The sequence below is a fragment of the Pseudomonas sp. HMSC08G10 genome, assembly GCF_001808425.1.
GTDB lineage: Bacteria > Pseudomonadota > Gammaproteobacteria > Pseudomonadales > Pseudomonadaceae > Aquipseudomonas > Aquipseudomonas guariconensis.
Genome location: NZ_KV793302.1, coordinates 1 through 724, shown reverse-complemented (window position 1 = coordinate 724; position 724 = coordinate 1). Strand labels below are relative to the sequence as shown.

Here is a 724-nt window from a genome sequence, read left to right as displayed (position 1 = left end):
AGCAGTACAAGAAGCGGGCGATGTTCCTGAACATCACCGGGCGCACGCGTACCGGCCTGCTGGGTGCGGTGTTCCGCAAGACAGCCGAACTGAAACTCCCCGCCGGCGTGGAGTACCTGAAGGAGAACGCCAGCGGCGACGGTACGAGCCTGGAGCAGCTTTCCAAGCGCTCCGTGGGCGAGTGCCTGGACACAGGGCGGGGCGGCTTCCTGGTGGACTTCCCGCCAGTTGAAGGCGTGTCCTCCATGGCCGACATGCAGGGCCGTCGGGCCCTGATCCACCACTACGGCGCGACCTCGATCATCGACTGGGAAGAGCAGGTCATCGATGGCGTGCTGCGCCTGGTCTACGTCTGCCTCCTCGAGTGCGTATCTGAGTTCAGCTCGGAAAACCTCGACCGCACCAAGGAAGACCAATACCGCGTGCTGCTTCTGATCGACGGGAAGTACGTCCAGCGCCTCTACGCCAAGGACGGCAAGACCTACACCGAGACGCAGCCACTCGACAAGAACGGCAAGCCATTCGATCACATCCTGTTCAGCTTCTACGGGGCTGAGGACAACGACGCCAGCGTCGACAAGTCGCCACTGGAAGACCTGGCCGATGTGAACATCCTGCACTACGGCAACAGTGCCACGGTGGAGGAGAGCGGTTTCATCAGCAGCCAGCCAACGCTGTTCATCACCACCGACATCAACGCGGACGATTTCGCCAAGCTGAACCC

At 61.9% G+C, this 724-nt stretch carries 1 pseudogene; it reads left to right on the top strand.

The features are described 5' to 3' along the window. A pseudogene (locus HMPREF3173_RS08965) lies at window positions 1-724 on the top strand (DUF4055 domain-containing protein); the annotation flags it as partial.